At 65.9% G+C, this 23,739-nt stretch carries 20 protein-coding genes; 4 read left to right on the top strand and 16 right to left on the bottom strand.

The window, feature by feature from the left end; genetic code table 11:
• Window positions 1–15 precede the first annotated feature (15 nt).
• Window positions 16–3,777 (bottom strand): vitamin B12-dependent ribonucleotide reductase, encoded by a 3,762-nt coding sequence (locus OC450_RS13250; RefSeq protein ID WP_256808007.1) that lies wholly within the window; start codon window positions 3,775–3,777, stop codon window positions 16–18.
• Between the two features lie 762 nt (window positions 3,778–4,539).
• Here OC450_RS13250 and OC450_RS13255 point away from each other — a divergent pair.
• Complete coding sequence (locus OC450_RS13255; protein ID WP_262048029.1) at window positions 4,540–5,436, top strand: DMT family transporter; 897 nt, start codon at window positions 4,540–4,542, stop codon at window positions 5,434–5,436.
• A gap of 1 nt (window position 5,437) precedes the next feature.
• Here OC450_RS13255 and OC450_RS13260 read toward each other — a convergent pair whose 3' ends face one another.
• From OC450_RS13260 to OC450_RS13270, 3 genes are all read right to left on the bottom strand, one after another.
• Window positions 5,438–7,693: a CHASE3 domain-containing protein gene (locus OC450_RS13260; protein ID WP_262048030.1), complete on the bottom strand. Its 2,256-nt coding sequence runs from the start codon at window positions 7,691–7,693 to the stop codon at window positions 5,438–5,440.
• Entirely contained in the window at window positions 7,690–8,112 is a 423-nt protein-coding gene (locus tag OC450_RS13265; RefSeq protein ID WP_211385569.1) for a response regulator, read from the bottom strand. Before OC450_RS13265 ends, OC450_RS13260 begins: the two co-directional genes overlap by 4 nt.
• 247 nt (window positions 8,113–8,359) lie before the next feature.
• The gene (locus OC450_RS13270; RefSeq protein WP_256808013.1) at window positions 8,360–8,983 is read right to left on the bottom strand and encodes a BA14K family protein; all 624 of its coding nucleotides are present in this window, start codon (window positions 8,981–8,983) and stop codon (window positions 8,360–8,362) included.
• A gap of 248 nt (window positions 8,984–9,231) precedes the next feature.
• On the opposite strand from OC450_RS13270, the gene OC450_RS13275 reads away from it, so the two are divergent.
• Window positions 9,232–9,639 (top strand): NADH:ubiquinone oxidoreductase subunit NDUFA12, encoded by a 408-nt coding sequence (locus OC450_RS13275; protein ID WP_211385571.1) that lies wholly within the window; start codon window positions 9,232–9,234, stop codon window positions 9,637–9,639.
• 341 nt (window positions 9,640–9,980) lie between these two features.
• On the opposite strand, the gene OC450_RS13280 is transcribed toward OC450_RS13275, so the two are convergent.
• Window positions 9,981–10,667, bottom strand: coding sequence for a DJ-1/PfpI family protein (locus OC450_RS13280; RefSeq protein WP_256808016.1), 687 nt, complete (start codon window positions 10,665–10,667; stop codon window positions 9,981–9,983).
• Between the two features lie 91 nt (window positions 10,668–10,758).
• On the opposite strand from OC450_RS13280, the gene OC450_RS13285 reads away from it, so the two are divergent.
• Complete coding sequence (locus OC450_RS13285) at window positions 10,759–11,700, top strand: GlxA family transcriptional regulator (RefSeq protein WP_211385573.1); 942 nt, start codon at window positions 10,759–10,761, stop codon at window positions 11,698–11,700.
• Between the two features lie 201 nt (window positions 11,701–11,901).
• On the opposite strand, the gene OC450_RS13290 is transcribed toward OC450_RS13285, so the two are convergent.
• A complete protein-coding gene (locus OC450_RS13290) occupies window positions 11,902–12,912 on the bottom strand; it encodes a Na+-dependent transporter (protein ID WP_211385813.1) in 1,011 nt (336 codons plus the stop codon).
• Window positions 12,913–12,926: 14 nt separating this feature from the next.
• Window positions 12,927–13,874, bottom strand: a complete 948-nt coding sequence (locus OC450_RS13295; protein ID WP_262048031.1) for an alpha/beta hydrolase — start codon at window positions 13,872–13,874, stop codon at window positions 12,927–12,929.
• 201 nt (window positions 13,875–14,075) lie between these two features.
• Here OC450_RS13295 and OC450_RS13300 point away from each other — a divergent pair, with 201 nt between their 5' ends.
• Window positions 14,076–15,116 (top strand): DUF2155 domain-containing protein, encoded by a 1,041-nt coding sequence (locus OC450_RS13300; protein WP_211385576.1) that lies wholly within the window; start codon window positions 14,076–14,078, stop codon window positions 15,114–15,116.
• Window positions 15,117–15,254: 138 nt separating this feature from the next.
• On the opposite strand, the gene aat is transcribed toward OC450_RS13300, so the two are convergent.
• The 9 genes from aat to OC450_RS13345 all read right to left on the bottom strand — a co-directional run bounded on the left by aat (window position 15,255) and on the right by OC450_RS13345 (window position 23,641).
• Window positions 15,255–15,935 (bottom strand): leucyl/phenylalanyl-tRNA--protein transferase, encoded by a 681-nt coding sequence (aat, locus tag OC450_RS13305; RefSeq protein ID WP_262048032.1) that lies wholly within the window; start codon window positions 15,933–15,935, stop codon window positions 15,255–15,257.
• Window positions 15,936–15,985: 50 nt separating this feature from the next.
• Window positions 15,986–17,089 carry a sensor histidine kinase gene (locus OC450_RS13310; RefSeq protein WP_211385578.1) on the bottom strand — a complete coding sequence of 368 codons (1,104 nt, stop codon included), beginning with the start codon at window positions 17,087–17,089 and terminating at the stop codon, window positions 15,986–15,988.
• Window positions 17,086–17,526 carry a response regulator gene (locus OC450_RS13315; RefSeq protein ID WP_211385579.1) on the bottom strand — a complete coding sequence of 147 codons (441 nt, stop codon included), beginning with the start codon at window positions 17,524–17,526 and terminating at the stop codon, window positions 17,086–17,088. The genes OC450_RS13310 and OC450_RS13315 overlap by 4 nt, the downstream gene beginning before the upstream one ends.
• Window positions 17,523–19,040, bottom strand: coding sequence for a sensor histidine kinase (locus tag OC450_RS13320; protein ID WP_262048033.1), 1,518 nt, complete (start codon window positions 19,038–19,040; stop codon window positions 17,523–17,525). The genes OC450_RS13315 and OC450_RS13320 overlap by 4 nt, the downstream gene beginning before the upstream one ends.
• Before the next feature lie 106 nt (window positions 19,041–19,146).
• Window positions 19,147–20,505: an acetyl-CoA carboxylase biotin carboxylase subunit gene (gene accC / locus OC450_RS13325; protein WP_211385581.1), complete on the bottom strand. Its 1,359-nt coding sequence runs from the start codon at window positions 20,503–20,505 to the stop codon at window positions 19,147–19,149.
• A gap of 72 nt (window positions 20,506–20,577) precedes the next feature.
• On the bottom strand, window positions 20,578–21,069 hold the full coding sequence (gene accB / locus OC450_RS13330; protein WP_211385582.1) for an acetyl-CoA carboxylase biotin carboxyl carrier protein: 492 nt from the start codon (window positions 21,067–21,069) through the stop codon (window positions 20,578–20,580).
• Window positions 21,070–21,105: 36 nt separating this feature from the next.
• Complete coding sequence (gene aroQ / locus OC450_RS13335) at window positions 21,106–21,573, bottom strand: type II 3-dehydroquinate dehydratase (RefSeq protein ID WP_211385583.1); 468 nt, start codon at window positions 21,571–21,573, stop codon at window positions 21,106–21,108.
• Between the two features lie 250 nt (window positions 21,574–21,823).
• The gene (locus tag OC450_RS13340) at window positions 21,824–22,636 is read right to left on the bottom strand and encodes a DUF1236 domain-containing protein (protein ID WP_262048034.1); all 813 of its coding nucleotides are present in this window, start codon (window positions 22,634–22,636) and stop codon (window positions 21,824–21,826) included.
• 237 nt (window positions 22,637–22,873) lie between these two features.
• Window positions 22,874–23,641 carry a DsbA family protein gene (locus OC450_RS13345; protein ID WP_211385585.1) on the bottom strand — a complete coding sequence of 256 codons (768 nt, stop codon included), beginning with the start codon at window positions 23,639–23,641 and terminating at the stop codon, window positions 22,874–22,876.
• Window positions 23,642–23,739: the final 98 nt, after the last annotated feature.

The following is a 23,739-nucleotide window of genomic DNA, read 5'->3' on the forward strand; positions in this document are numbered from 1 at the left end:
CTTGCGCTGTCGGAATCAGCTGCACCCCGTCGTGCTGCCGCAAGTATCGCACTTCATGCAGGTCCCATTCCGCACCAGCGTGAAGTTGCCGCACTCGCTGCACATCTCGCCTTCGTAGCCTTTTGCTTTCGCTTCCGCGCGGCGCTCGGCCTTTGAGGGCACGAGGGTCTGCGCGGTGCCGGACTTGCTCCACTGCAGGGCTTCGAGCTTCTCGGTGGGCGAGAGGTCGTGGGCCACTTCCTGCTTCAGCGCGACCGCGCCTTCCAGGACGTCGCCGGCACGGCCTGCGCCGTGCGAGGCGAGGGCGGTGACCTTGGAGCCGCCGGTCGGGGCGCTGTCGTTGCCCGAGACGACCGCGGCCGAGCCGCCGCGCATCACGACGAGGTTGTCGGTGCGGGAGCGGGTGAGGCCGCGCGACACCAGCTTGTTGGCGTGGTGGCCATCGCCCGGCTCCTTGCCTTCCTCGACGCCCTTGCCGAGCGCGTCGAAGTTCGACTCGGTCGGATCGACATGGGCGAGATCGAAGCGCGACATGTAGCTCACCGCCAGCTCGCGGAAGACGTAGTCGAGGATCGAGGTCGCGTACTTGATGCTGTCGTTGCCCTGCACGGGACCCGCCGGCTCGAAGCGGGTGAAGGTGAAGGCATCGACATATTCGTCGAGCGGCACGCCGTATTGCAGGCCCAGCGACACCGCGATGGCGAAATTGTTGATGAAGGAGCGCAGCGCCGCGCCTTCCTTGTGCATGTCGATGAAGATCTCGCCGAGACGGCCATCGTCGTACTCGCCGGTGCGCAAGTAGACCTTGTGGCCGCCGACGACCGCCTTCTGGGTGTAGCCCTTGCGGCGATCCGGCATCTTCTCGCGCTCGCGCATCACGATGATGCGCTCGACCAGCTTCTCGACGACCTTTTCGGCCACCTGGGCGGTGCGTGCCGCCATCGGCTTGTCGTGGAAGGCCTCGACCGCATCGTCCTCCTCCTCATCGTCGGAGATGAGCTGCGAGTTGAGCGGCTGGCTGAGCTTCGAGCCGTCGCGATAGAGCGCGTTGGCCTTCAAGGCGAGTTTCCACGACAGCATGTAGGCGGACTTGCAGTCCTCCACCGTGGCGTCGTTCGGCATGTTGATGGTCTTGGAGATCGCGCCCGAGATGAAGGGCTGCGCCGCCGACATCATGCGGATGTGGCTCTCGACCGACAGGTAGCGCTTGCCGATCTTGCCGCAGGGGTTGGCGCAGTCGAACACCGGATAATGCTCGGCCTTCAGGTGCGGGGCACCTTCCACCGTCATCGCGCCGCAGATGTGGACGTTGGCCGCCTCTATCTCGCGTTTTGTAAATCCGACGGCCTGGAGGAGGTCGAAGCCCGGTGCGGCAATGGCTTCGGCACCAATGCCCAACTGGTCGCGGATGAAATCCTCGCCAAAGGTCCACTTGTTGAAGGCGAACTTGATGTCGAAGGCGGTCGGCAGGGCCTTCTCGACCTTGGCGATGGCTTCGTCGGTGAAGCCCTTGGCCTTCAGCGTCGAGGCGTTGATGCCGGGCGCGTTGGAGAGCGAGCCGTGGCCGACGGCGTAGGCCTCGATCTCGGCGATATCGCTCTCGCGATAGCCGAGCGCGCGCAGCGCCGCGGGCACCGCGCGGTTGATGATCTTGAAGTAGCCGCCGCCGGCGAGCTTCTTGAACTTCACCAGCGCGAAGTCTGGCTCGATGCCGGTGGTGTCGCAATCCATGACGAGGCCGATCGTGCCGGTCGGCGCGATCACCGTGGTCTGGGCGTTGCGATAGCCGTGCTTCTCGCCGAGCTCGAGCGCCGCATCCCAGGCCGCCTGCGCATGCGCGACCAGGTCGACCTGCGGGCAGGAGACGAGGTCCATCGGCACCGGGTTGACCGAGAGCGCTTCGTAGCCGTTGGACTGGCCATGGGCGGCGCGGCGGTGGTTGCGGATCACGCGCAGCATGTGCGCGGCGTTCTTCTTGTAGCCGGGGAAGGTGCCGAGCTCGGACGCCATCTCCGCCGAGGTCTTGTAGGTGATGCCGGTCATGATCGCGGTCAGAGCGCCGGCGATCGCACGGCCTTCCTTGCTGTCATAGGGCAGGCCCATGGTCATCAGCAGGCCGCCGATATTGGCATAGCCGAGGCCGAGGGTGCGGAACTCGTAGGAGAGCTCGGCGATCGCCTTGGACGGGAACTGCGCCATCATCACGGAGATTTCGAGCACGATGGTCCAGAGCCGGCAGAGATGCTCGTAGCCGTCGACGTCGAAGTGCTTGGTGGTGGTGTCGTAGAACGTCAGCAGATTGGCGGAGGCGAGGTTGCACGCCGTGTCGTCCAGGAACATGTATTCCGAGCACGGATTGGAGGCGCGGATGTCGCCGGACGCCTTGCAGGTGTGCCAGTCGTTCATGGTGGTGTTGAAGTGCAGGCCCGGATCGGCCGACGCCCAGGCGGCGTAGCCGATTTTTTCCCAGAGGTCGCGCGCCTTCAGCGTCTTGGTGATCTTCTTGGTGGTGCGTCCGACGAGATTCCAGTCGCCGTCGGTTTCCACCGCGCGCAGGAAGTCGTCCCGCAGCGAGACCGAGTTGTTGGAGTTCTGCCCCGAGACGGTGAGATAGGCTTCCGAATCCCAGTCGGTGTCGTAGACGTCGAACTGGATGTCCTTGTAGCCCTGCTTGGCGAACTGGATGACGCGCTTGATGTAATTGTCAGGCACGAGGCTGCGGCGCGCGAGCTTGATCTCGCGGCGGAGCGCAGGGTTCTTCTCGGGGTCGAAGCAATCGTCGCCCGAGCCCTCGCAATTGACGCAGGCCTTCAGCACCGCCTTGAGGTGTTTCTGGTTGATCTTGGAGCCGGTGACGAGAGCGGCGACCTTCTGCTCCTCCTTCACCTTCCAGTCGATATAGGTCTCGATGTCGGGGTGATCGACGTCGACGACGACCATCTTGGCGGCGCGGCGGGTGGTGCCGCCGCTCTTGATCGCGCCGGCAGCGCGGTCGCCGATCTTGAGGAAGCTCATCAGGCCGGACGAGCGGCCGCCGCCGGAGAGCTTTTCGCCTTCGCCGCGCAGGCGCGAGAAGTTGGAGCCGGTGCCGGAGCCGTACTTGAACAGGCGGGCCTCGCGGACCCAGAGGTCCATGATGCCGCCCTCGTTGACGAGGTCGTCACCGACGCCCTGGATGAAGCAGGCGTGCGGCTGCGGATGCTCGTAGGCCGATTTGGACTTGGTCAGCTTGCCGCTGAAGGGGTCGACGTAATAATGGCCCTGGCCGGGGCCGTCGATGCCATAGGCCCAGTGCAGGCCGGTGTTGAACCATTGCGGCGAGTTCGGCGCGACCATCTGCATGGTCAGCATGTAGCGCAGCTCGTCGTAGAAGGTCTGGGCGTCCTCGTCGGAGGTGAAGTAACCGCCCTTCCAGCCCCAATAGGTCCAGCAGCCGGCGAGACGGTCGAACACCTGCTTGGCGCTGAGCTCGCTGACATAGCGCTCCTTCTCGGGGAGAGCAGCGAGGGCCTCGGTGTCGGGCACCGAGCGCCACAGGAAGGAGGGGACGGATTCCTCCTCGACCTTCTTCAGGCGCGCGGCAACGCCCGCCTTGCGGAAATATTTCTGGGCCAGCACGTCCGAGGCGACCTGCGACCATTCGGTCGGAACTTCGACGTTCTCAAGCTTGAACACGACCGAGCCGTCGGGATTCCTGATCTCCGACGTGGTCAGCCGGAAATCGATCCCGGCATAAGGTGACTGTCCCGAAGTGGTGTGGCGCCGCTCAATCCGCATGGTCTTGCCCCGTCCTTATTTTTAGCCGGACTGCCTCCGCAAGGCACCCGGGTCGACATTTCGGTTCGCGAATCCTCAAGGGCCACTTCGGGCTCAAAGGCTTCGCAGTTCAGCCGGTGGACCCGGCCCTTGTTCTCCCGGCGACGGCGAGGTGCGAGCACCTTTCCTCCGACGGCATGTCCAGACCCATCCGCCCCCAAGGCAATGCGTCCGACATACGTTCAACGCCCCACAACATCACAACTTCAACCATTGCCATTCGAGCCTGTTTCCAGCCCGTTCCGGCGCCCGAAAGATCCGCTTTCGCGGGCAGACAAGCCCTCTTTCCGCTGCCTTCGTCTGGCGGGGCGGAGTGCAGTTTTGCGGACCCTTTGGGGGAGTGCCGGCGGGACGCAAACTCACTCGCGCCGAACGGACCGAAAGCTAGGACTCTCCGTTGCGCCCGTCAAGAACTAGTGCGAGTTCCTGAATCAAATACTAAATATGGTGGATTGCGGGGGATAACAGGGGGCAAGCCCGCGCCTGTTGTGGAGCCAAGTATCGGTGAGTCCTGAAGGATTCCCAACCGAAAAAATTTGTCTCCCGCAGTGTTCGGGACCCTTCATCCCGCTGTTCACAGGGCAGGTATATTTTTGGGCAACGGGGTTGCGCAAGGGGGACTCACGTAGGGCTACGGAAGGTGAGGGCAGGCATGCCCGCCGGGGTGGTGGTGGGAGCAGCGAATCCGGGCCAAGCTGAGCCACCTTTTGCCGGACTGCCCACATGCTCGATTCGACCCGCCGGGATGCGCGACCGCGCATCGCCCCGGCCGGCCTGATGTTCCTTGCCATCACCTCGGTGGGCTGGGGCTTCAACTGGCCGGTGACGAAGTTCCTGCTCGGCGAGTTGCCGCCGCTGACCCTGCGCGGGGTGACCGGCGTGCTCGGCGCGGTGCTGCTGGCGGCGCTCGCTTTGGTCCGCGGCGACAGCCTCAAGGTCGCGCGCGAGATCTGGCCGCGGCTGTTCACCGCCGCCATGCTCAACGTCACCGGCTGGATGGTGCTGATGGGCCTGGCGCTGCTCTGGCTGCCGGCGAGCGAAGCGGCGCTGATCGCCTACACCATGCCGGTCTGGGCCTCGATCATCGCCTGGCCGGTGTTGGGCGAGCGGCCGACCTTGCTGCGCACGCTGGCGCTGGTGATGGCCTTTGTCGGGCTCGGCTCGATCATGGGCGGCAACGGCATTGCCGCCAGCGCGGAAAAGCTGCCGGGCATCATCATGGCGCTGTTCGGCGCGATCGGTTTTGCGCTGGGCACGGTGTTCTCGAAGAAATACCCGATCCGTCTGCCGCCGATCACCGCCGCGGCCTGGCAGATCGGGATCGGCTGCCTGCCGATCTCGATCATCGGCCTGCTGGTGGAGACTTCGCATCTGGACAAGGTGACGCCGCTCGGCTGGTGGCTGCTGGTCTATTCGACCGTGGTGCAGTTCTGCATCGCCTATGTCAGCTGGTTCGCCGCGCTGTCGCGCCTGCCGGCCTCGGTGGCCGCGATCGGCACCATGGCCGTGCCGGTGATCGGCGTGGTCGCCTCCGCGATCGCGCTTGGCGAGCCGCTGGGGCCAGGCCAGATCGCCGCGCTGATCTTCACGCTCGCCGCCGTGCTGCTGGCGACGCGGTAGATTAGCCCGCAGCCGTCCTGCCGTTCAGCGCCTTCCTGATCATCTCGGCGAGCTGGTTGCGGCGGTAGGGGTTGGTCAGCAGCATCACGCCGTCGTCGAGCTTGCCGTGGTGGACGATGGCGTTGTCGGTGTAGCCGGAGGTGTAGAGCACCTTCAGGCCGGGACGGCGCCTGGCCACCTCCTCGGCGAGCTCGCGCCCGCTCAAGCCGCCGGGGATGACGACGTCGGTGAACAGCAGGTCGAACGGCTGGCCGGCCTCGATCAGCTCCAGCGCGGCGCGGCCGTCGGGCGCGGCGACCGTGTTGTAGCCGAGGCTCTGGAGCTGCGCGGTGACGAAGTTGCGCACGAGGTTGTCGTCCTCGACGACGAAAATGGTCTCGGCGCCGCCTTCGGCCTGCGGCGTCGTGGCGACCGCCGTGTCCGCCATGCCTTCGCCCGGCGGCAGATAGAGCTTGATCGTGGTGCCGTGGCCTTCCTCGCTGTAGATCTTGATGTGGCCGCCGGACTGCTTGACGAAGCCATAGACCATGGAGAGGCCGAGGCCCGAACCCTTGCCGACCTCCTTGGTGGTGAAGAACGGCTCGAACGCCTTCTGCTGGACCTCGGCCAGCATGCCGGTGCCGGTGTCGCTGACGGCGAGCATCACGTAGGGGCCGGGCCGCACATCGGGATTGTTCTGCGCATAGGCCTCGTCGAGCACGACCCGGTGGGCCTCGAACAGCAGCTTGCCGCCGTTCGGCATGGCATCGCGGGCGTTGATCGCCATGTTGAGCACGGCATTGGTAAGCCGGGACGGATCGATGTGCGCGGTCATCGGCCCCTGTTCCAGCACGGTCTCGATCTGGATCTGCTCGCCGAGGGTGGGGCGCAGCAGTTTGGCGATGTCCGCGACCGCGGCGTTGATCTCGACGTTGCGCGGCTGCAGCGGCTGCCTGCGCGCAAAGGCGAGCAGGTGCTGGATCAGCTCGGCGCAGCGCTCGGCGGCATCGTCGATCAGCCGCGCCACGCGCTGCAGCTCGGGCTGCTGCTTCAGGCTCGCGACCAGCGTCTCGGTATTGCCGGAGATGACGGTCAGCATGTTGTTGAAGTCGTGCGCGACGCCGCCGGTCAGCTTGCCGATGGCGTCCAGCTTCTGCGACTGGTGCAGCTGCCGCTCGGTCTCGCGCGAAACGGTCGCGTCGTGATAGACCAGCACTGCGCCGGAGACGTTGCCTTGCCCGTCAAGCATCGGCCGGCCGCTGACCATGAGGTGACGGGGCTGATTGCCGCTGTGGGGGCGGACGATCATCTCCAGATTCTCGAACGGCTCGCCGCGCAGCACGCGCACGGAAGGCAGCTCCGCGGGCTTCATCGGCATGACGCCGTCGCCATGAAAGACGTCCGACAGCATCCGCAGATCGCGCAGATTCATGCCGGCGCGGTGCAACAGCATGCGCTCCGCGGCCGGATTGGACAGAAGAACGTTGCCCTCGACGTCGATGACCAGCACCGCCTCCGCCATGCTGCGAAAGGTGCTCTGCAGAACGTTGACCGACAGGCGCAGCTCGTCATGCGCGGTGACCAGATGCTCGGTGCGCTCTGCCACCGCCGCCTCGAGCACTTGCTTGGCGGCCGTGGTCTCCAGCAGCGTGCTCTTGAGCGCCACCTCGGTGCGGCGGCTCTCGCGCATCACCATCACGACCAGCAGCAGGATCACCAGCGCACCGGCGACGTCGATGCCGAGCAGCACGATGCCGGTGCGGCGCGAATCCCGGGAGCGCGCGGCGAGCACGCGCTCTTCCTCTGCGCCCAGACGATCGAGGTTGCCCATCACCGTTTCCATCAGGCCGCGGCCCTCGCCCTTGCCCTGGAGCGCGGCAATGCCGTCCTGATCGTTGCCGGCGCGCAGGCGCATGGCCTCGGCGGCGATCTCGATCCGTCGCAGCGCCAGCGGCTCGGTGCCCTCCAGCAGCGCGACCTGGTCGGGATTGTCGCGCACGCCGCGCTTGAGGTCGGCGAGTGCCGGCGCGATCCGGGCGTGGACTGCCTGGAACTCCTCGCTGAAGCCCGGGCTGCGGTAGATCTCGTAGCCGCGTGCGGCGCTCTCGGCGCGGCGCATCAGGCCGCGCAGATCGGAGATCTTCTTCAGCACCTGGACGGTATGACTGACGTGGGCCGCATCGGACCGCGACTTGACGTCGAGACCGATCGAGGCGGCGGTGATGATCAGGAGGATGGCAAGTCCAGCACCGAGAATGACGCGCTGCGTTGGGATCAAGGGACTTCTTTCTTGTCCTTCGGCCGTGTGCCGTCGCCCGGCCCGGCGAGGCATTCCCGGATCGTGGTCAGCAGCGCGTCCGGCGTGAACGGCTTGCGCAGGCAGCGTGTCGCGCCGAGCTCCAGCGCCATGCGGAGGAAGTCGGGAGAGGGCGAGGCCGATGATGCGAAGGCGTAGCCGGACATCGCGATCAGCGGGACCGCCGGCGCGCGCTCGTGGAAGATGCGGATCGACTCGAAGCCGCGCATATGCGGCATGAAGATGTCGACCAGCATCACCTCGAAGGCCTGTGCTTCCAGCGCAGCCAGTCCCGTTTCGCCGCCGTCGGCCAGCGTGACGTCGAAGCCCTGACGTTGGAGGAGGACCTCGATGGTCGCGCCGACCATCGGATCGTCATCAACCACGAGCACACGCGGCATGACATTTCCCAGTAATCGAAGTCCCCACGATCATTGGTGATATAGGCGAATCGTGCGGCGGGTCAATTTGGGATTGGATAGGGATAGGTATGCACGGTGAAGTGAATACAGGTCCGCTTGCATAGCATTGTCCGAAAAGTCGCCCCATGATGCGCACGATGCGCGCCAACAGCCGGGGCGCACGAGAGGCGCGAAAAAAGGCGCCGCATCGCTGCGACGCCTTCTTCTTCAAGCGTTGTCGGTCGGCTTACGGGCAGGGATGACGCAGGCCATCGTAACCGAGATAGGTTCCCGAGGCCGGGTCGTAGGACCGGTAGCGCTGGGCGCAATAGCCTGCGGAATCGCCGCCGCTGTCGGGCACGACCGCCACTGACGGTTCGTCATAATAGCTGTCGTCGCCGTAGTAGTAGGGATCGTTGTAGTACCCGCCGCCGTAATAGGCGTACGAGCCGAGGCCGCCGATCGCAGCGCCTGCCGCGACGCCGGGCCAGAAGCCGCCGCCGTGATAGCGCCCGCCGCCGCCGTGCCAATGACGGCTGCCGCCGTTCCAGTTGTTGCCTGCGGCTGCTGCGAAGCTGCGGCCACCGCCGCCGCCGATGACAGCTCCGCTACGTGAAGCTGCGCTTGCCGCGAAGCTGGCGCCGCCGCCGCCAACACGTGCCGCACCGAAATTGCCGCCGCCCATGCGGGCGCCGCCACCCCCAAAATGGGCACCACCACCGCCACCGCCGATGTGTGCACCGCCGCCTCCGCCGAAGTGGCCACCGCCACCACCGCCATGGCCACCGCGGCCCTGGGCGAAGCTCGGTGTCGCCAACGGAAGAACCAACGCCACTGCTGCAGCGGCACTCAAGACTTTAAGGCTTCTCATGGTCAAACTCCTTTTCCCGGAAGCAAACCCCGCGAAAGGGCCATAGTTCCTGGGATCGCGACGGTTTGCGCGGGTACAGTCAGCGTCTCATCGGGCCGCTGTATCCAGCATGAACGGATCGCGTCCGATTTGGGGCACTGTCCGTGCCGGGAAGACCCCATCGGCAGCGCGGCACCGCCGCAGCCGCCGAACTGGACATTTCGCCGTCCGGATGGCATCAGGACCCGACGAAGCAGGGCCCTTGCCGCATGAAACAATTCTTCCTCAAGTTCTTCACCTGGTGGAGTGGCCAGACCTTTGGCACCCAGCTCTGGACCAGGCGCTACGGCGAGCTGGTCGGCCAGGACGAGCAGGGCAATCTCTATTATCGCACCCGCGGCGGGGCGATCGACCCGACGCTCGGCTTCGAGCGGCGCTGGGTGATCTATAACGGCTATGCGGAAGCGAGCCGTATCCCGCCGTCCTGGCACGGCTGGATGCATCACACCGTCGATGTGCCGCCAACGCAGGAGAACTACCAGCCGCGCGAGTGGGAAAAGCCGCACCAGCCCAATCTCACCGGCACGGCCAACGCCTACCGTCCCTCGGGCTCGACGCTCGCCAGCGGCAAGCGGCCGAAGGCCACCGGCGACTACCAGCCCTGGACGCCTGGCTAGCCTTCGGCCCAACGCGAATCTTCATCGCCGGATTGGATGCACGCGCATCCGCCTCACCCTGCTGTGGACAACGGGAACAGCGGGGATGACTCCTGCGCGGGCGTTGCAGCCACGCGAGCGATGCGGCTCAATCGTCCCATCTTGCGGAGATGGGAGACCATCGCGTTCGGTTCGGGCAACAGTTCGCGACTGTCCCGAGATGCAGCGGCCGCCGACCAGGACTCGATCGGGAGATAGGCCCCCGGTCTGGAAGTTCCGAAATCGCCCGATGAAATGTGCAGCCGCCGTAAGACAGGAAAGGCCGCTCGGGAAACCGGGCGGCCTTTTTCTGTTTCTGGTTCCTACATCAGCCGCGCGGCGGCGCGCTTCACCGCATCGATCCGGCGCGCCTGGCCCTGCGCGCCACGTTCCCTGAGCAGCGCCAGCACCTCGGCGGGTGCGGTGTCGGGCGAGCCTGCATTGAACGGCGGTGCCGGATTGTATTCGAGCTGAAGCTGGATCGCCTCCGCGGTGATGCGGTCGACCATGATCGACACCAGCGTCAGCGCGAAATCGATTCCAGCGGTGACGCCGCCGCCGGTGACGCGGTTGCGGTCGACGCAGACGCGCGTGTTGGTCGGCGTCGCGCCGAACTGGCCGAGCATCTCCATCGCGCTCCAATGCGTGGCGGCGCGGTAGCCCTTCAGCAGGCCGGCAGCGCCGAGCGCCAGCGATCCCGTGCAGACCGAGGTGACATACTTCGCGCCTTCGGCCTGCTTGCGCAGGAAATCCAGCACCTCTTCGTCATTGAGCAGATCGTTGGTGCCGCCGCCGCCGGGCACGCAGATCACGTCGAGCTGCGGGCAGTCGGCGAATGTCGTGGTCGGCGTCAGCATCAGCACGGAGTCGCTCGGCACAGGCTCGATCCGTTTCCAGATCAGATGCAGCTTTGCGCCGGGCACGGAGGAGAACACCTGCAGGGGACCCGTGAAGTCGAGCTGGGTGACGCGCGGAAACACCAGGAGTCCGATCTGGAGCGGTGACGACATGAGAGCCTCCAATTATGTGCTTGACGGAAGCAGCCTCTCATGATGCCCTTCCGTCCAAAATGGCGTATTTCCCTCGCTTTCGGACATGACCATGATCGGTATCCTGATCTTCCCGGACTTCCAGTTGCTCGATGCGGCCGGCCCGATCTCGGTGTTCGAGATCGCGGCGCGCTGCACCGGCAAGACGACGACCGGGATCCGCGTGCTGGCGTTGAACGCGGGGCCCGTGCGCAGCTCGTCCGGCGTGGAGATGATGGCGCGCGACTTCAAGTCGGCGAATGCGATCACCACGCTGGTCATTGCGGGAGGCGCGGGCGTGACGGATGCCGCGCGCTGCGAGGTCACGCGCGCCTTCGTGCAGCGGCTGGCACGGCGCGGCGTGCGGGTCGCCAGCGTCTGCTCGGGCGCCTATGTGCTGGCCGAGGCCGGCCTGCTCGATGGCCGCCGCGCCACCACGCATTGGGGACGCACGCGGGATTTCGTCGCGCGCTATCCCAAGGTGAAGTTCGAGCCCGACCAGATTTTCACGCGCGACGGTCATGTGTGGACGTCCGCAGGCATCACCGCGGGCATCGACCTTGCGCTCGCGATGGTGACGGAGGATCACGGTGAGCAGATCGCGCAGGACACTGCGCGGCAGCTCGTGCTGTATCATCGCCGCAGCGGCGGCCAGTCGCAATTTTCGTCGCTTTTGGAATTGAAGACGCCGAACGGTCGCTTCGGCGCGCTGCTGTCCTGGGCGCGCGAAAACCTCGACGCCCGCTTGACCGTGGAAGATCTCGCCGATCGCGCCGGCATGAGCGCGCGGCATTTTGCCCGCGCCTTTGCCGCCGAGACCGGCACGACGCCGTCGAAAGCGATCGAGCGCTTGCGCATCGAGGTCGCCCGCGAACGCGTGCAGTCCTCGCGCGAGGCGATCGAGCTGGTCGCGGAAGCGACCGGCTTCGGCGACCCCGAGCGCATGCGCCGCGCCTTCATCCGCGCCTTCGGCCAGCCCCCGCAAGCGCTGCGGCGCGCGGCGCGGGCGGGGTAGAAGCATCGGATCTTGTGGACGAAATCAATCGGCCAGCTCTTGTTCGTCAACCTCGCGACGATCGCATTTTGCCTCGGGTAGCTGGCGAGACGGCGCTTTCCAAAAACGTACACCGCTGTCGATCAAGCCCTGTCCGGCATCGAACTCGTGTTTACGGCTGTCGTGTTTTTTGGACCGTTTTATTTCACCGGCTGAAGAAGGTTACGGTTCAGCCGCCAGCTTTCCCGCCGCCGCGGATGTTTGCGCCCGCGCCGTCAGCCGCCGCGCGATCGGCGTCAGCATGTAGGGCGCAAGGTGGATCGGAAACTGCGTCATCGCGAAATAGAGCCAGGTGGTGGGCGGCAGCGCGCCGGCGGTGGCCGCCAGTATCACGCCCAGATTGCGCTGTGACACCATCAGGCCGAGCGCCAGCGCGCGCTCATAGCCGATGCGGCGGAACAGCAGCGTGGTCACGGCGAGCAGCGTGAAATAGATCGCGAAGGCGAGAGCTGCAAAGCCGATGGTGAAGATCGGCCGGGCGACGAGATCGCTCGCGACATCGCCCATGATCGCGGTCGCGAACACCAGCAGGATGATGATGTTGAAGCCGTCGATCGGCTGCCTGTGGCGCTGGATCGCGGCCGCGCCGAAGACCCATCGGATCACGGTCGCGGCCAGCAGCGATGCTGCGAGGATGCCGAGCAACTTCAGGCCGAGCGCAAGCGGAGAGATGCTGAGCATGTCGCCGAGAAACAGGCTCGCGAACAGCGATGCCGTGAACGGCACCAGCGCGGTCGCGGTCACCAGCGTGACCAGCACGAGCGTGGCGTCGAGGCCCATCAGCGCGGCCAGCGCCGGCGCGGCCATCATCGGCGAGGCGATGCTCTGGAGCATCAATGCCAGGGCAAGGCCGGGCGAGCGCGCCGCGAGCCCGCTGGCATGGACGATCAGCCCGACGATCAGCGGCACGCCGATCATGGTCCAGGCGGTCGCGGTCGCGACCAGCGCGGGCCGGCGCAAATGGCCGTAGAGCGCGGCCAGATCGACCCGCATGAAGGAGATGCAGAGCAGAACGAAGATCGCCTCGGTCACATAGGGGCGCAGCAGCGCCCCGAGCGGCGGCACCGCGACCGCGACGAACACGACGGCGGCCACCGCGCGGGTGCCCTGGCCGCCGAGCCATGTCAGCCCGCGCAGGGGGAGGGCGAAGAGGTTTTGAAAGACGGATGGCATGCGGGACGTCGGAATCAGCCCAACCCTTTCAGCCATTCGCCGATCTCGCTGACGGCGACATTGGCCTGGCGCAACAATTTTCCCATCGTGAAGAAGCCGTGGAACTGGCCGGGATAATGCCTGTAAGCCACGGGCACGCCGGCCTGCTTCAGACGCTCGGCATATTCGTCGCCTTCGTCGCGCAGGGGATCGGCGCCGGCGGTGAGCACATAGGCCGGCGGCAGGCCGGCAAGGCTTTTCGCGCGCGCGGGCGATGCGCGCCAGTCGTGGGGGTCGGCGGTGCCGTTGAGGTAATGGTCGCGAAACCAGCAGATCACCGAATGGGTCAGCAGCACGCTGGTCTCGGGCTCGCTGTGGGAGCCGTGTGTCATGGCGAAATCGACGGCGGGGTAAATCAGGAGCTGGCCCGCAATCGCAGGACCGTTGCCGTCGCGCGCGGCAAGCGCGACGACGGCGGCGAGATTGCCGCCGGCGCTGTCGCCGCCGATCGAAATGCGCGAGGCGTCGATGCCGAGCTCGCCCGCGTTCGCGGCGACCCATTGGGTCGCGGCGATGGCATCGTCGGTCGCGGCGGGAAACTTGTGCTCGGGCGCGAGGCGGTAATCGACCGAGATCACGATCAGGGCGCCCGCGACGGCGAGCTGGCGGCAGACGACGTCGTGGGAGTCGAGATCGCCGATCACCCAGCCGCCGCCATGGAAGAACACCAGCGCGGGGGACAAGCCGCCGTGCCGGCGCGGCTGTTTCGGAACGTAGATACGCCCGGGTATCGCGCCGTGGGGCGCCGGGATCGACAGCGCCGTGACGCGGGCGAGTTCCGGCGGCTCGGGGTTGGTGGCAACACGGGCCTGCAAGTAATAGGCGCGCGCTTCCGGTGCGGTCAGGGTCTCGTAGGCGGGGCGGCCGGCCTCCTGGAAGGCCTTGTAGACGGCGGCAGCATCGGGATCGAGCGCAACGGGCATGGAGGCGACCTGGCGGTTTCTGGTTGGTTGGACGTCGGCTATCAGGGAAAGCCCGCTTTGGCCCCGGGGAGAGGCGTATCGACTATCCCATCCGGGGGCCGATCTGGCCAGACCGGGCCGGGAAGGGCTGGGATGCCGCCCTTCCCCCGCCGTATTCGCCGTGTTAACCGGATGGCCTGCGAGCGGCGGTACCCCTCTAGAATGTCCAGCAAACCCGATTCGTTGTTGAAGCCGCGCGAGATGTTTCGAACCTTTACCCTGACAGGTCTTGCGGCGCTTTTGGCCGCCACAGCGCTGACGGTTGCGACGCCGGCTCAGGCGCAGATCGGCACGATCTTCTCCGATCCCCCGCCGCTGCGGCCGCCCGGGAGCATTCCGCGCGGCCAGCCCCAGCCGCAGCCAACTCCCGAAGACGACGAGGAGGTGCCGGAGTTGCCGCCGCAGGGCCGCGTGCTGCCGTCGCGCCCGATGCCGCCGCCGGGCCGGCAGGGCAATGTGATGCCGGGGCCGGTCGAGATCCAGCCCTTGGCGCCGCCGCCGGGCTCCAGCGCCGCGCCGCCCAACCAGCTACCCTCCGCGGCGATCGCTCCGCCCAGTCCGCAAGGCGCTCCGGGTGCGCCCGGTCAGCGCCAGCCGCAGCAGAAGGGCGGACCGGGAGGCGCCGTGCCGCAGGCGCCCGCGAGCCTGCAGCCGGGCGACGAGGTCGTCACCGAACCGCCGGCCCAGAAGATCGTGAACAAGAAGGCGACCTTCTCCGGTCTCGACAAGATCACCGGACGCATCATCAATTTCGACGAGGAGATCGGCGAGACCGTCCAGTTCGGCGCGCTGCGCGTCAAGACCGACGCCTGCTACACGCGGCCGGCCACGGAAGCCGCCAACACCGACGCGTTCGTCGAGGTGGACGAGATCACCTTGCAAGGCGAGGTGAAGCGCATCTTCTCGGGCTGGATGTATGCGGCAAGCCCGGGCCTGCACGGCGTCGAGCACCCGATCTACGACATCTGGCTGACCGACTGCAAAGAGCCGCAGCAGACGATTGCGACCGCGGCACCGGATCCCGGCACCAAGCCGGCGACGCCACCGCCGCCGCCCGCGCAGAAGAAGGCCGCGCCCAAGCAGGTGCAGCAGCGTCCGCCGCAGCCGTTGCCGCCGATCCAGCAGCAGCAACCCGCACCGCCGCCACCTCCGCCGCCCGAGCAGCGACCGGGTCTGTTCGGCATCCCGGGGTTTGGCCGCTAAAGCGCGATGAGATTGGGATGAATCGTCATCGCGCTTCAGGTTTTTGTTTGAGCATGATCTTTTCGGAAAACCGCTTCGCACTTTTCCGGATCATGCTCTAGGCCAAATCCCCCCGGATCCGGCCGCTAATTTCCTTGATTATTGCCGCGCGGCGATGATCTCGAGCGCGCGTGCGCCCGGGATGGATTCGCCGCCAGACAGCCTCAGGAAATCGCCGGGCTCGCCCGCGAGCGCCTTGTCGAGCAGCGCCGTGTAACGCCGCCGCGAAATCTCGGCCGCGCCAAAACTCTTCAGGTGCTCGGTGACGTATTGCGTGTCGAGCAGCTCGAAGCCGCCATGGATCAGCCGCGCGACCAGATGCACCAGCGCGACCTTCGAGGCGTCGCGCGCGGTGTGAAACATGCTCTCGCCGAAGAAGGCGCGGCCCAGGCTCACGCCGTAAAGTCCGCCGACGAGGTCCTCACCCTGCCAGGCCTCGACGCTGTGGCAATGGCCGAGCTCGTACAGGCCGCCATAGAGGTCGCGGATGCGCTTGTTGATCCAGGTGTCCTCGCGTCCGGCCTGCGGCGCGGCGCAGCCGGCGATCGTCGCCTTGAAGGCGGTGTTGACGGTGACGCGAAACGCATTCGAGCGCACGGTGCGCGCGAGCCGCGAGGCCACGCGAAATCCGTTGAGCGGGATCACCCCGCGCAGTTCCGGCTCGACCCAGAACAGGGTCGGGTCGTCGGCGCTTTCGGCCATCGGAAAGATGCCGCAGGCATAGGCGCGCAGCAGCACGGCCGGCGTGATTTCAGACGAGGGGGAGTCGCGCGAAGTCATGGTTCACGATCATAGCAGGATCGTCACGCGGTTGCGATGGGTGGTGCGGCTCAGCTCGCCGCGGCGGTATTGGTCTTGCCGGGGGCATCCGGCACACGGCGGAACCGCAGGATGATGCGGGTCCCGGAATGCGCGGGGTCGCGCTCGACCGAGGCGTCGAGCTTGAGGGCCATCGCCGCGACGATGCGCTGGCCCATGCCGGTGGAGCGCGGATCGGCCTTGACGTTGTCGCCCACGCCGTCGTCGGTGATCGACAGTAGCAGATCGTCTCCTTTCGAGCTCAGCTCGACGTGGATCGGGCCGGCGCCGTCAGGATAGGCGTATTTCACCGCGTTCATCACCAGCTCGTTGACGATGATGCCGACGGCGACCGCACGGTCCGGATCGATCTCGATCGGTTCGGCCTTCAACGTCAGGCGCGACATCCGGTTGCCCTCGGCCGAGCGTCTGAGATCCTCGAGCAGCGAGTCCAGATACTGGTTCAGGACCACGCTCTTGAGGTCCTGCGAGGTGTAGAGGCGGCGATGCACCTGCGCGACCGCGGCGACGCGGCCCATCGCATTGGTCAGCGCCGCCTTGACCTCGTCCTGCGCGGCCGAACTCGCCTGAAGATGCAGCAGCGAGGCGATGATCTGGAGCGAGTTGCCGACGCGGTGGTTGACCTCGCGCAGCAGCATTTCGCGTTCGGCGGCAAGGGCCGCGTAGCGGTCGCGCGAGGCGTGGATCTCGGCTTCGGCTTCCTCGCGCGCCTTCTGCAATTCGGCCTGGCGCAGCGCGCCGTCGGCGGCGACGTGAAGCAGGGGGATGAAATCGCCCTTGACGTCCTTGACGAGATAATCGGCCGCGCCGGCCTTCAGCGCGGTCACCGCGATGCTGGAATCCTGCGAGGCGGTGACGAAAACCACCGGCGGCGCGCCCGGTATCGCCATGATCTGCTCGAGCGTCTCCAGCCCGTCGAGGCCGGGCATGTACTGATCGAGCGCCACGACGTCGATGCCGCCGGCCGTCCCCGCGCGGCGGATGAGATCGAGGCCTTCCTCGCCGCTTGCGGCATGCACGACCTTGTAGCCGCGCCGCGTCAGGCCGCGATCGACCAGGCGCGCCAGCGCGTCGTCGTCGTCGATGTAGAGCAGTGTCGGCGTGTGCTGGTTCATGGGGTGGCGGGCGGGACCTGGATGACCGAGAAGAACAGGCCGAGCTGCCGGATGGCATTGGCGAAATTCTCGTAGTTGACGGGCTTGGTGATGTAGACGTTGCAGCCGAGCTCGTAGCAGCGCTTGATTTCCTGGGAGTCGTCGGTGGTGGTCAGCACCACCACGGGCGAGGCCTTCAGATATTTGTTCTCCTTGATCTGCTTCAGGATGTCGATCCCGGTCATGTCGGGGAGGTTGAGATCGAGCAGGATCAGGAGCGCATTGCCCTTCTGCACGAGCCCGCTGCCGTCGGCCCCGAACAGGTGCTTCACCGCGTCAGTGCCGTTGGCGAAGGAGATGATCTCGTTGTTGACGCCGGACCTTCGGATGTTGCGCTCGATCAGGCGCGCGTGTCCCTCGTCGTCCTCGATCATGATGATGCTGACGGGCTGAGTCATTGGTCGGCGTTCCGGTTGCTGGTGTTCCAGGTGATGGGCAGCGTGATGGTGAAGGTGCTGCCCGTATTCAGTTCCGATGATACCGACATGGTGCCGCCGAGGCGGCGCACAAGTGCACGCACATGCGCAAGCCCGATGCCCTGACCGGGCTTGTCCTGGGTTCCCGCGCGGCGAAACAGGTCGAATATCCGCTGGTGATCCTTCGGATCAATCCCGCGCCCATTGTCGCTGATCTCGAAGATAGCGTAGCCGAGCTTGGTGCGCCCGCGAATTCTGATCTCCCCGGGAGTGCCGGGCTTCAGATACTTAACGGCGTTGTCGATCAGATTGGAGAAGATCTGCTCCAGCGCGAGGCGGTCGCTGACGAGATCGGGCAGGGGAGCGATGTGGATCTCCGCCTGCGCCTCGGCGGCCTGATGCGCCAGGGTCGACACGATCGCTTCGATCAGCTCGCTTGTGTCGATCTTTTCCGGCTGGAACTCGCGCCGGCCCTCGCGGGTGAGATTGAGGATCGCCGAGATCAGGCGGTCCATCTTGGCGATCGACGACTTGATGAAGCCGAGCGCTTCGGAAAAATCCGCTGAAAGCTGCTTGTCGGGGCCTTCGAGCGCGATCTCGCCGGTCGAAGGCGGCGGCCCGTCGGCCGGGACATGGGTGAGGCCGCCGATACGGCGGAAGATGTCGCCGCCAAGCTCTTCCAGTTCGCTGGTGAAGCCCATGATATTGACGAGTGGCGAGCGGAGATCGTGGCTGACGATATAGGCAAAGCGCTGGATCTCGTTGTTGGCCTCACGCAGGTCTGCCGTGCGTTCATCGACCACGGCCTCCAGATTGACGCTGGCATCGCGCAGCCGCGCTTCGGCCTCGTCACGGGCGCCCGCGGAGCGCCGCACCAGCCAAGTCGAGATCAGGGCCAGCAGCACGACGAGGCCCGAACCGATGCCGGTCATCGATGCCGCGAGCGTCTGGCTGCGGTCGGAATTCACGGTTCGGAGCCGGAACAGGCGCTCCTCCTCCTGGATCATGACGGCCGCGACCTTGCCGATCTCGGCCGTGGTGTCGGCGGAGGCGGCCTCGCGGACCAGCGCGGTGGCCTTGTCGAGCTGTCCCTGCTGGACGAAATCCACCTCTCGCGCGAACTGGCCGAGTCGGGTTTCGATCGCCGCGCTCAGCTTCTCGATGCTCTCGCGCTGCGCAGGATTGTCGCCGGTCAGGCGCGTGAGCCTGTCCAGGGCAGGTATGATCGCGGCCACGGCCTTGTCGTGGTCGGCCTTGAAATCCGCCCCTTGCGTCAGGAGATAGCCGCGGGTGGCACTCTCGGCACGCCGGATTTCCAGGAGCAGGGCGTTGATCTGGTTCTCGGCCTCGATGGTGTGAACCACCCATTTGCTGTCGTCTCTGGCCTTGTTGACCAGATAGACGGAGCCGGCGCTGATCACCGTCAACACCAGAAGACCCGCTGCGATCAGCAGGATCTGCCAAAATGCACGCCGTCGCTGCCCCTCGGCTGTCACGACGGCCTCACCTGATCAGGTCTAACGGAATTCAAAACGCCCCCTCGGAACTGTCCCCAAGGTCCAGAACGTGATTGGGGCCAACGGGTTCCAGAGGGAGAGAAGATTATTTCGGAGCCGGTTCCGTCTTGCCGGCGAGGTACTGTTCCAGCCAGTGGATGTGGTAGTCGCCGTTGATGATGTCGTCCTGGCGCACCAGATCGCGGAACAGCGGCAGGGTGGTCTCGATGCCTTCCACCACCATCTCGTCCAGCGCCCGGCGCAGCCGCATCAGGCATTCGGCGCGGGTCTTGCCGTGTACGATCAGCTTGCCGACCAGCGAGTCGTAATAGGGCGGGATCGTGTAGCCCTGATAGACGGCGGAATCGATCCGCACGCCGAGCCCGCCGGGCGGGTGATATTGCGTGATGCGGCCCGGCGAGGGCCGGAAGGTCTGCGGGTTCTCGGCGTTGATGCGGCATTCGATGGCATGGCCGATGATCTGAATCTCATTCTGCCTCGCCGGCAATTCGCCGCCGGCGGCGATGCGGATCTGCTCCAGCACGAGGTCGATGTCGGTGATGCTCTCGGTGACGGGATGCTCGACCTGGATGCGGGTGTTCATCTCGATGAAGTAGAACTCGCCGTCCTCGAACAGGAACTCGATGGTGCCGACGCCGAGATATTTCATCTCGCGCATCGCCTTGGCGCAGGTCTCGCCGATCTTCGCGCGGGCGGCAGCGGCCAGCACCGGCGAGGGGCCTTCCTCCCAGACCTTCTGGTGACGCCGTTGCAGCGAGCAGTCGCGTTCGCCGAGATGGATCGCGCCGCCGCGGCCGTCGCCGAGGATCTGGATCTCGATGTGGCGCGGTTTCTGGAGATATTTTTCGAGGTAGACCGACGCGTCGCCGAAGGCGGACTTGGCCTCGTTGGCGGCGGTCTGCAGCGCCACCGCCAGATCAGCCTCGCTTTGCGCGACCTTCATGCCGCGGCCGCCGCCGCCTGCCGCCGCCTTCACCAGCACGGGAAAGCCGATCTCCTTGGCGATCGCCATCGCGTCGTCCTCGGGGCCGACGCCGCCGTCGGAGCCGGGCACGACCGGAATGCCGAGGCGCTTCGCGGTCTTCTTGGCCTCGATCTTGTCGCCCATCAGGCGGATATGCTCGGCCTTGGGGCCGATGAAATGCAGATTGTGCTCGGCGAGGATTTCCGCGAAGCGCGCGTTCTCCGACAGGAAGCCGTAGCCGGGATGCACGGCATCGGCGCCCGTGATCTCGCACGCCGCCAGCAGCGCGGGCACGTTGAGGTAGCTGTCCTTGGAAGCCGGCGGCCCGATGCACACGCTCTCGTCCGACAGGCGTACATGCATGGCATCCGCGTCGGCGGTGGAGTGCACGGCGACGGTCGCGATCCCGAGCTCCTTGCAGGCTCTGAGGATGCGAAGGGCGATCTCGCCGCGATTGGCTATGAGGATCTTGTCGAACATGGTGTCCTTAAGGGACTGGCGCGCGGGACGCGGCGAGGGCGGAGGGCCACCCCAAGCCTTTGCTGAATGCTGTCACTCGATGATGACGAGCGGCTCGCCGTACTCGACCGGCTGGCCGTCCTCGACCAGGATCTGCGTCACCGTGCCGGCGCGCGGCGAGGGGATCTGGTTCATGGTCTTCATGGCTTCGATGATCAGCAGCGTCTGGCCGACCGAGACCTTGCTGCCGACCTCGATGAACGGCTTGGCACCGGGCTCCGGCGCCCAATAGGCGGTGCCCACCATCGGCGAGGTCACGGCGCCTGGATGCTTCGACAGGTCGGCTGCGGCAGCGGCCGGCGCGGCAGCCGCGGTTGCCGGCAGGGCGGCGGGAGCGGCTGCCATCTGCATCGGCATGGTCGCGGCGACGCTGACGTTGCGGGCGACGCGCAGGCGCACGCCGGCGCGTTCGATCTCGATCTCGGTGAGGCTGGTCTCATCGAGCAGCAAAGCGAGCTCGCGGACGAGCGCGGAATCCTCGCTGGAAAACTTTGCGGCTGCTTTGTCGTCTGGCTGGCGCGCCATGTTGTTTGATCCGAATGTTCTGTGTGAAGGGGAGCGTCAGGCTTGGGGCTTGATGCCGAGCTTGGCGGCAAGGCCCTGGATGGCGAGGCGGTAGCCCTCGATGCCGAAACCGCAGAGCGAGGCGAAGGCCGCGCGCGCGGTATAGGAGTGGTGACGAAAACTCTCGCGGGCGTGGATGTTGGTCACGTGCACTTCGACCGTCGGAATCTGCACCGCGAGCAGCGCGTCGTGCAGCGCGATCGAGGTGTGCGAATAGCCGCCGGCATTGATGATGATGCCCCTCATCTTGCGGGCGTGGGCCTCGTGGATGAAGTCGATCAGCTCGCCTTCGCGGTTGGACTGCCGGCAGTCGGCTTTGAGGCCGTACGTCGCGGCGGTATCCCGGCACAGCGCCTCGACGTCGGCCAGCGTCGCATGGCCATACTTCTCGGGTTCGCGCGTCCCCAGCATGTTGAGGTTCGGCCCGTTCAGAACGAGGATCGTGTCGGTTGCAGGTTCAGCCATTCCCATCCCGGAAGAGGTGCTTCAGCGTGGCGGGGGTTATAGGTAACAAAGCGTCCTAGGGGAAGCCTTGAAGGGCCTCCCGGAGACGTCGAGGCACCTCATCCGGGGTGCAAAAACCTGTGCGGAAGCTACGGAAATTGCTTGTTAACCAGTCGGAAGCATGGCTGTCGGAGCGGAACAGGCGAGCGGCCGAAAGCCCCCGCCGATCTCTCGGCAGGGGCTCGTTGGGACGATCAGTCAGCGATGCGGCTTAGCCTTCGATGATGTACACGATCTCGCGCGTCTGCGGACGAACGATGACGTACTGGCCGTGCACGAAGATCACCTCGTAGCCGCGCCACTCCGGATAGATCTCGACAATCCGGGGCGGGAGCGGATGGAAACGAACGCTCGCCGGGATCGCCGTGCCGACCGCGATGTTGAAGTTGACGTTCGTGGTCTCTTCGATCTTGGTCGACTTGATCGCCGTTGAGATCTGGGTCCGCTTCTCGGGAGGCGGTGCTGAAGCGGTCGCGGAGGCGGTGCCTGTGGTGGTCTGCGACTTGGTCTCGGCACCCTTGGTGGTCTCGGCGCCCTTGGTCTGAGCGTTCATGTTGCCGCTCTTGGTGTCGGTCTCCGTGCTCTTGGACTTGTCCATCTGGGACTTGTCCATCGTGCTCTTCGACTTGTCCTGCGCGGATTTGTCCTGCGCGCCCTGGGCGTGCTCACCCTTCGCCGCGCCGGCCTTCTCGTCAGCCGCGTTCTTGTGCATCGCGCCGGACTTTTCCATCCCGCCGGATTTCTCCATTGCGCCAGACGACTTCTCCTCGGCGGCCGCGCCGGGCTTCATGGTGCTGGCGCCGCCAGCCTGACCCACTGTGCCCTTCGTGCCCTTCTCGGGAGCCGCGGATTCCTTGCCCATCGAGCCGCGCTCGGCCGCGCCGCCCGACGGTTGCGAATGCTGCGTCGGCTGCGCGCCTGCGCCGCCGCCGCTGTCGCGGTTCATGGTGCCCTGTGCGTTCGCCAGACCGGTACCGGCGACGAGCGCGAGCGCGGCAACCGAGATCATAAAGCGGTTAGACATTGAATTTCTCCTCACGTGTTTCGTGTTTATTGCGTCATTGCCCGCGCCAACAACGAAAGGAGGTATCACTAGTTCCGGAACATCCAGGGTTCCGCGGCATTTGTTTATTGAACGCCAGATGAACGCGCGCGCCGCATCTGCGACACGTCCATGGTGGCAGCAGCGCAAAAAGAGCCAAAAGAAAAAGCCGGCTTTTCAGCCGGCCTTTGCTTCGTGCGTGATGCTGAAGTCAGGGGATCAGCAGGTCGCCTTGCCGCAGCGTGCGATACCGATCTTCTCCCTGAGACCGTCGACGCCGACGGCGCCGACCACGATCTGCTTGCCGATCACGTAGCTCGGCGTGCCGTTCATGCCCATCGCTTCGGCAAGCTTGAAGTTCTCCTCGATGGTGGCGCGCACCTCGGGGCTGGCGAGGTCCTTCTCGATTCTGGCGGTGTCGAGGCCGGCTTCCTTGGCCGCCTGAAGCGCGCGGGCCTTGTCGGCCGCGCCGCGGCCGCCGAGCAGCTTCTGGTGGAAGTCGAGATATTTCTTGCCGGTGGGATCCTGCATGCGCACGGCGACCGCGACCTGCGCGGCTTCGACCGAACCCTGGCTCAGCACCGGAAACTCCTTCAGCACCACCTTCAGCTTCGGGTCGGCCTTCATGAGGTCGAGCATGTCGCCCATCGCGCGCTTGCAGTAGCCGCAATTGTAGTCGAAGAACTCGACGAAGGTGACGTCGCCATCCTTGTTGCCGAGCACGACCTGGCGCGGCGAATTGAAGATCGCCTCGGAGTTCTGCGCGATGCTGGCCTCGTGCTTCTGCGTCTCGGCCGCGGCCTGGCGCTTGGTGAGCTCGGTCATCGCTTCCTCGAGCACCTCGGGATGGCTGACGAGGTAGTTCTTGATGATCGCTTCGATGTCGGTGCGCTGGGAATCGGAGAAGCTGTCGGCCGACGCGGGCGCGGCCACGCCGAACATGGCGAGCGCAAACAGCGCGGGAGCAAGCAGGCGCAGCGAAGGCATAGGCAAATCCTCTTATCCAAAGCAGGTTTCGGAAAACGTCCCGGCGGACTTGAAGCCCGGTGGCGTGACGTCGTGGTGTCGGGCGTCGTCTGGTCGAT

Source organism: Bradyrhizobium sp. Bra78 (genome assembly GCF_024519855.1).
GTDB lineage: Bacteria > Pseudomonadota > Alphaproteobacteria > Rhizobiales > Xanthobacteraceae > Bradyrhizobium > Bradyrhizobium japonicum_G.

What these genes read in the sequence shown, in the direction of transcription:
- OC450_RS13250 (WP_256808007.1), bottom strand. Translation starts at nt 3,777, where the DNA reads ATGCGGATTGAGCGGCGCCACACCACTTCGGGACAGTCACCTTATGCC.
- OC450_RS13255 (WP_262048029.1), top strand. Translation starts at nt 4,540, where the DNA reads ATGCTCGATTCGACCCGCCGGGATGCGCGACCGCGCATCGCCCCGGCC.
- OC450_RS13265 (WP_211385569.1), bottom strand. Translation starts at nt 8,112, where the DNA reads ATGCCGCGTGTGCTCGTGGTTGATGACGATCCGATGGTCGGCGCGACC.
- OC450_RS13270 (WP_256808013.1), bottom strand. Translation starts at nt 8,983, where the DNA reads ATGAGAAGCCTTAAAGTCTTGAGTGCCGCTGCAGCAGTGGCGTTGGTT.
- OC450_RS13275 (WP_211385571.1), top strand. Translation starts at nt 9,232, where the DNA reads ATGAAACAATTCTTCCTCAAGTTCTTCACCTGGTGGAGTGGCCAGACC.
- OC450_RS13280 (WP_256808016.1), bottom strand. Translation starts at nt 10,667, where the DNA reads ATGTCGTCACCGCTCCAGATCGGACTCCTGGTGTTTCCGCGCGTCACC.
- OC450_RS13285 (WP_211385573.1), top strand. Translation starts at nt 10,759, where the DNA reads ATGATCGGTATCCTGATCTTCCCGGACTTCCAGTTGCTCGATGCGGCC.
- OC450_RS13290 (WP_211385813.1), bottom strand. Translation starts at nt 12,912, where the DNA reads ATGCCATCCGTCTTTCAAAACCTCTTCGCCCTCCCCCTGCGCGGGCTG.
- OC450_RS13295 (WP_262048031.1), bottom strand. Translation starts at nt 13,874, where the DNA reads ATGCCCGTTGCGCTCGATCCCGATGCTGCCGCCGTCTACAAGGCCTTC.
- OC450_RS13300 (WP_211385576.1), top strand. Translation starts at nt 14,076, where the DNA reads ATGTCCAGCAAACCCGATTCGTTGTTGAAGCCGCGCGAGATGTTTCGA.
- aat (WP_262048032.1), bottom strand. Translation starts at nt 15,935, where the DNA reads ATGACTTCGCGCGACTCCCCCTCGTCTGAAATCACGCCGGCCGTGCTG.
- OC450_RS13310 (WP_211385578.1), bottom strand. Translation starts at nt 17,089, where the DNA reads ATGAACCAGCACACGCCGACACTGCTCTACATCGACGACGACGACGCG.
- OC450_RS13315 (WP_211385579.1), bottom strand. Translation starts at nt 17,526, where the DNA reads ATGACTCAGCCCGTCAGCATCATCATGATCGAGGACGACGAGGGACAC.
- accC (WP_211385581.1), bottom strand. Translation starts at nt 20,505, where the DNA reads ATGTTCGACAAGATCCTCATAGCCAATCGCGGCGAGATCGCCCTTCGC.
- accB (WP_211385582.1), bottom strand. Translation starts at nt 21,069, where the DNA reads ATGGCGCGCCAGCCAGACGACAAAGCAGCCGCAAAGTTTTCCAGCGAG.
- aroQ (WP_211385583.1), bottom strand. Translation starts at nt 21,573, where the DNA reads ATGGCTGAACCTGCAACCGACACGATCCTCGTTCTGAACGGGCCGAAC.
- OC450_RS13340 (WP_262048034.1), bottom strand. Translation starts at nt 22,636, where the DNA reads ATGTCTAACCGCTTTATGATCTCGGTTGCCGCGCTCGCGCTCGTCGCC.
- OC450_RS13345 (WP_211385585.1), bottom strand. Translation starts at nt 23,641, where the DNA reads ATGCCTTCGCTGCGCCTGCTTGCTCCCGCGCTGTTTGCGCTCGCCATG.